This is a genomic window from Flavobacterium sp. (assembly GCF_024305175.1).
Classification (GTDB): Bacteria; Bacteroidota; Bacteroidia; order Flavobacteriales; family Flavobacteriaceae; genus Flavobacterium.
The window spans coordinates 1-5658 of sequence record NZ_JAMWYY010000101.1 but is presented as its reverse complement, the minus strand read 5'-3'; the positions used below and the strand labels follow the sequence as shown (position 1 = coordinate 5658).

The 5658-nt window shown below is 42.8% G+C and carries 1 protein-coding gene; it reads left to right on the top strand.

What is annotated here, in order from left to right:
• Window positions 1–177: 177 nt before the first annotated feature.
• A partial coding sequence (locus Q0K96_RS14855) for a choice-of-anchor L domain-containing protein (RefSeq protein ID WP_297334764.1) occupies window positions 178–5658 on the top strand: 5481 nt, incomplete at its 3' end.

Below are 5658 nucleotides of genomic sequence, written 5' to 3'. Positions count from 1 at the left end.
GTTATATAGAATAATAAAGTTGTTTAATTTAAAAATTTCAAAAGAATTTGTGATTTTTTTAAAAATTAGCACTAAAGTGTTGATGAATATTTATATTTGATGTCTTATGTAAAATATAGTTAATTTAGGAATATTTTACACTTAATTAATATTAGTAGTACGTTAAAAATTCGCTATATGAAGAAATTATTACTCTCTCTTTTACTGTTGTTAGGAACAGTCGGCCTGTATGCACAGTCTGATATAGTTGTTTTCAACACCAACCCCGATTATGAATACGAGGTTGGCGAGATACTGTCGTTTTCGGTAATGGTAACAAATAACGGGCCAAACCCCGCACAAGGCGTTAACGTGTCATACCCTATACCAGCGGGCATAACTATTGTGCCGGGCTTCAATAAGTTTTGGTGGACAGGTTCTAACGGGTCTGCGGGTACAAACCTTGCCCTGAACAATACAATTCCTTCTTTAGGGGTTAACCAAACGGTTACCTACACTATTAATATTAAGATACCGAACGATTATGTGGCAGATTTGCCTGTAATCAGTGTAACGTATAATACACAATCTGATGTTCAGGTTAGCTATACCAACAACCAGTCGGTATATGTACCGGGGTCTCAGGCTGTATATGAGGTGTCTGTAGTTAACTATGGCCCTGAAGTTGCTTCTGCTATTAACGTTAGCAACCCTATACCTGCCGGTATAACTTCTTTTTCATGGACAGGCAGTAATGGTTCTTCGGGCACCAATCAAAACCTTACAAACCAATTACAAAACCTGCCACTGGGGCAGGTTGTTACTTATACTATAACCGCAGATATTCCGGCCGGGTTTACCGGGCCGTTAACGAGCCAGCTAACGGTAAACGGGCCTTTTATAGATCCTACTCCCGCATGTGCGCCATGTACAGATACCGATGTGCCGCCAACAGCAAATATTGTTGTTGAAAACACAAACGGACAGCAGCTTTACACGCCGGGAACACAAACCACATATACATTAACAGTAACTAACGTGGGGCCGTACCCCGCTAACAATATTACTGTAAGTAACCCGGTACCTGCCGGGATATCCTCATTTACATGGAGTGGTGATAACGGTACTTCAGGCTCAGGCGCTTTAACAGATGTTATTGCTGCTATGGGTGTTGGTGAAACAGTTACCTATACCCTTATTGCAGATATACCTGCAAACTTTACGGGTAATTTAATCAGTGAGGCATCAGTTACAACAGGGAGTACAGATCCTGCGCCCGGATGTCCTGACTGTAATGATATAGATACGTCATCAGCTATAGCTGATGTAGTTACAGTTGTAGATAACGGGCAGGTAAACTTTACACCCGGCTCTGCCTCTCAATATACAGTTACTGTAACCAATAACGGGCCCGGTGCGGCACAAAATGTACAGGTTGGTGTTGCTATGCCTGCTGATATTACTTTATTTAGCTGGAGCGGCAGTAACGGCTCGTCAGGTACTGATGAAGCTTTAGCCGACACTATAGCAACATTGGCTGCAGGCGAAACAGTTACCTATACTATAGATCTTGAAGTGCCTTTAACATATACCGGAACAGTAATTTCTGTTGAGGCAGTTGTTACAACAGATACAGAACAAGCATCTGTTAATTGCCCGCAGTGTAATGATACGGATGTACTTGCCGGAAATGGTGCAGATGTAACAGTTACCAATACCAATGGGCAGACTACTTATATTGCAGGTACCGAAGCTATATATACCGTCACGGTAACCAATAACGGGCCTGCCACAGCAGAAAATGTATTGCTTACATTTGATTTTCCTTCACAAATAACAGAATATGAGTGGACATCCGGAAGTACAACTGTAACTAACCAGCCATTACAGATGATGACGCTTACAATGGCTCCCGGACAAACTATCATATATTCAATCACACTAAATATACCCGAGAATTTTACAGGAGATCTTGTTACCGTGGCGGCTACAAGCAGCGATAACGATTTTGATACTACCTGCACAGGGTGTACCGATACAGATACTCAGGATTTTCCTGAATATGAATCGGACATTGTTGTAGAAGTAGATAACGGACAGGATATTTATACCCCCGGCACGCAGTCAGTTTATACTGTAACTGTAACAAATAATGGCCCGGACAATGCAGAAAACGTTTCTGTTGCGGGTGCACTGCCCACCGGTATAACTTCATATTCATGGACGGGCAGTAATGGTTCTTCCGGAAACGGAGCCCTGGCTGATAACATAGCATTACTATATGTAGGGCAAAGTGTGAGCTATACTGTTACCATTGATGTGCCTGCGACATATTCAGGAGAGCTTACTACAGAAGTGACTGCTGCCAGCGATAGTACAGACCCTGATACAACCTGCGATACGTGTACCGATACGGACTCTGATCCAAACGCGGAAGCGGATATAGTAGTAGAGCATACGCTAAATCAGGGTACTTCATATACTGCGGGAGCTGATGCTGTTTATACTATTACTGTTACCAACAACGGTCCGGACAATGCAGTTAACGTTTCTGTTTCAGATGCTGTTCCTGCAGGTATAGACCCTACTACAGTATTTTGGTCTGGTAATGGTACAAGTGGCACAGGAGACCTCCAGGATGTAATTGCTTTCTTGCCTGTTGGCGAATCGGTACAATATACTTTTACTGTACCTGTGCCAAGCAATTTTGATCAGGAAACCGATATTGTAAACACAGTTGTTGTATCAACCGATACTACAGATCCTGACCCGTCTTGCGATGCCTGCACGATAACGGCAGAGCCTGACCCACAGGCAAACCTTGTTACGCTTAAAACGAACTACCAGGATACTTATCTTAAAGACAGCGAGGTAATTTATTATATAACAATAACAAACCCGGGGCCGAGTGACGCTTATAATGTAGGTGTTTTTGATCCTGTTCCTTTTGATATAGAGTTCATGCAGTGGCAGGGCGATAACGTGGGCGGCTTTGGGCCGTTAACCCACACTATCCCTGTACTGGCTGCCGGTGAAACTGCTGAGTTTACTGTAACAATACAGGTGCCGGATGATTATGTGGAAAACCTGCAGAATGTGGTAAACATTACCAGTGATACACCCGATCCTGTTCCGGCCTGTCCTGGTTGTACAGATCTTGATGAGCCTGCGGTTGATTACGTAACCGTAGATAAGTATGCCTATACTGTTACTGAGCTTGTAGAAGATGTACTTATAGATGCAGAGTGTGTTAACGTATCAAACATTATATCACAGGCAGGAAGCCTTACGGGCAACTATGGTATTGGCTACTTCCATAAGAATAACTCCAATTTCCCTATAAAAGACGGACTTATATTACGTTGCGGTAATGCAGAGTTTAGTGAGGGTCCGTTTACAGGAGGTAATACTACCTCTGTTGCATCAGGTACCGGAGATGCCCAGTTGCAGGCTGTAAGTGCCGCAAACGGGCAGGGGGGCAGTATAAATGACGTTACATTTATACAGTTCAACTTCGTGCCGCTTACCGACACGATGAGTTTCGACTTCCTGTTTTCATCAAATGAATATGGTGTTTTCCAATGTTCATATAGTGATGTGTTTGCCTTCCTGCTAACTGACCTTACAGATGGTAGTGTAACAAACGTTAACCTTGCCGTTATTCCGGGAACTAATATTCCTGTTTCGGTAACAACCATCAGGAATAACTTGTATAATTCAGGTTGTAGCTCACAAAACGTTGCCTATTTTGGGCAGCAAAATGCAGCTAACCCTGCAGCTGCGGCAATAAATATGAATGGGCAAACTGTTGTGATGACTGCTTCATCTCCGGTTATACCCGGCCATACCTACAGGATTAAGCTTGCTATTGGAGATTACCTCGATACCGCTCTTGACTCTGCAGTTTGGATAGCAGCCGGCAGTTTTGATATTGGCCAGCCGGAACTTCCGGATAACCTTACAGTGGCTAACGGTACCGCATTATGTTCTTATGAATCGTATGAGCTTACTGTTGATGCCGGTAATGCCGAATATAATTATGAGTGGCAGCTTGATGGTACAACCCTTCTTGATGATGAAAACAATCCTATAAACTCAGATACAATAACGGTAACAGAACCAGGTGAATATACAGTACTTGCAACTTATGTTGCAGACCCTGACTGCCAGCTTACAGATACAATTGTAATTGAAGAAATCCCTGATATTGATGCTCAGGAGCCAGCCGACCTTTTAATTTTTGACGATGGCAGCAACCCGACACTAACTTGGAATTTAACACAAAATAATGCGGTAGTTACAGAAGGTTTAGATAACCCTGACTTCTATGAAGTGTTCTACTATGATAATATTGAAGGCCTTGAAGAGGAAGAAGCCATACCGGTGTTTCCTAGCGATGCCTATGCCGGTACAGACGGGCAAACAGTATATGTAACAATTAAAGGTTTTGATAACGATTGTTATACGCTTAAATCTTTTGAGCTTTATACGTTAACTCCGCCGGATGACATCGAGCTTTGTAAAGAAACGCCTCATGATGCGGCAGAGGTTATTAACCTTACTCAGAATACAACAGCTATATACAGCCCGCTGTTAAACCCGGCCGATTTTACGATTACCTATCATGAAACGGAGTTGGGTGCAGAAGATGGCAGTGAGGTAATTGCAGACCCTGCAAACTACCAGGCTTTCCCGCTTACTTTTATCGCTAATACTAAAACTATCTATATAAGGGTGCAAAACAACGAAGATCCGGATAGTTTCGCTATATGGTCTTTCGATATTATAATCTCTCTTAAGCCTGCTGAAGTAGACCTTGAGCCTATATCGATATGTGAACCGGAAGACGATGATGACACCGCTACATTCGATTTAACAGAACGTGTTAATGAAATTTTAGCTGCATCTCCTAATATAGATGTTGATCTTACTATGTACGCAACACTTCAGGATGCACAAAATAATGCAAGCCCGCTGACATACCCGGTTTACACAACTACAGAAGATGCTTCTCAAATGGTTTACTTCCGTGCAATACAGGAAGGTGCTCCGGATGAAGCTTGTGTTACCTATATACCGCTTGAACTATTTGTGAGCCCGGCTTCAGAGCCACAGGCTCCTGAGAATGTTCAGGTTTGTAATCCTGAAAACGATGATTTCGAAGTTTTCGACCTTACCCAGTTTGACGGAACAGTACTTTCGGGCTTAGACCCTGATTTATACACAATAACATACCATGAGACGGCTGAAGATGCCGAAAACAATGAGAATGCTATTACAACACCCGAAGCTTATACAGTAAATATTGGCACTGTAAACGTTTACATACGCCTTACAAACAATCTTGATGCAGAGTGTTTTAGCACAACATCATTCATGATAACAGTAACACCTACACCTGTTGTAGAAGTGCCTGCTGATGGCTTTGCGTGTTTTGTAGACGGTTATGCATTACCAACACTTGCGGCAGGTAACTACTATACCCAGCCGGGTGGCGAAGGCACTATGCTGGATGAAGGTACGGTTATTACTACAACTCAAACTATATATGTATATGCCGAATCCGGTACAACACCTAATAACTGTACTGCCGAAGGCTCATTTACAGTAACAATATATCCTCAGCCCGCTATCCCTACCCCATCGAACTATCCTTTATGCGATGACAACAACCCAGGC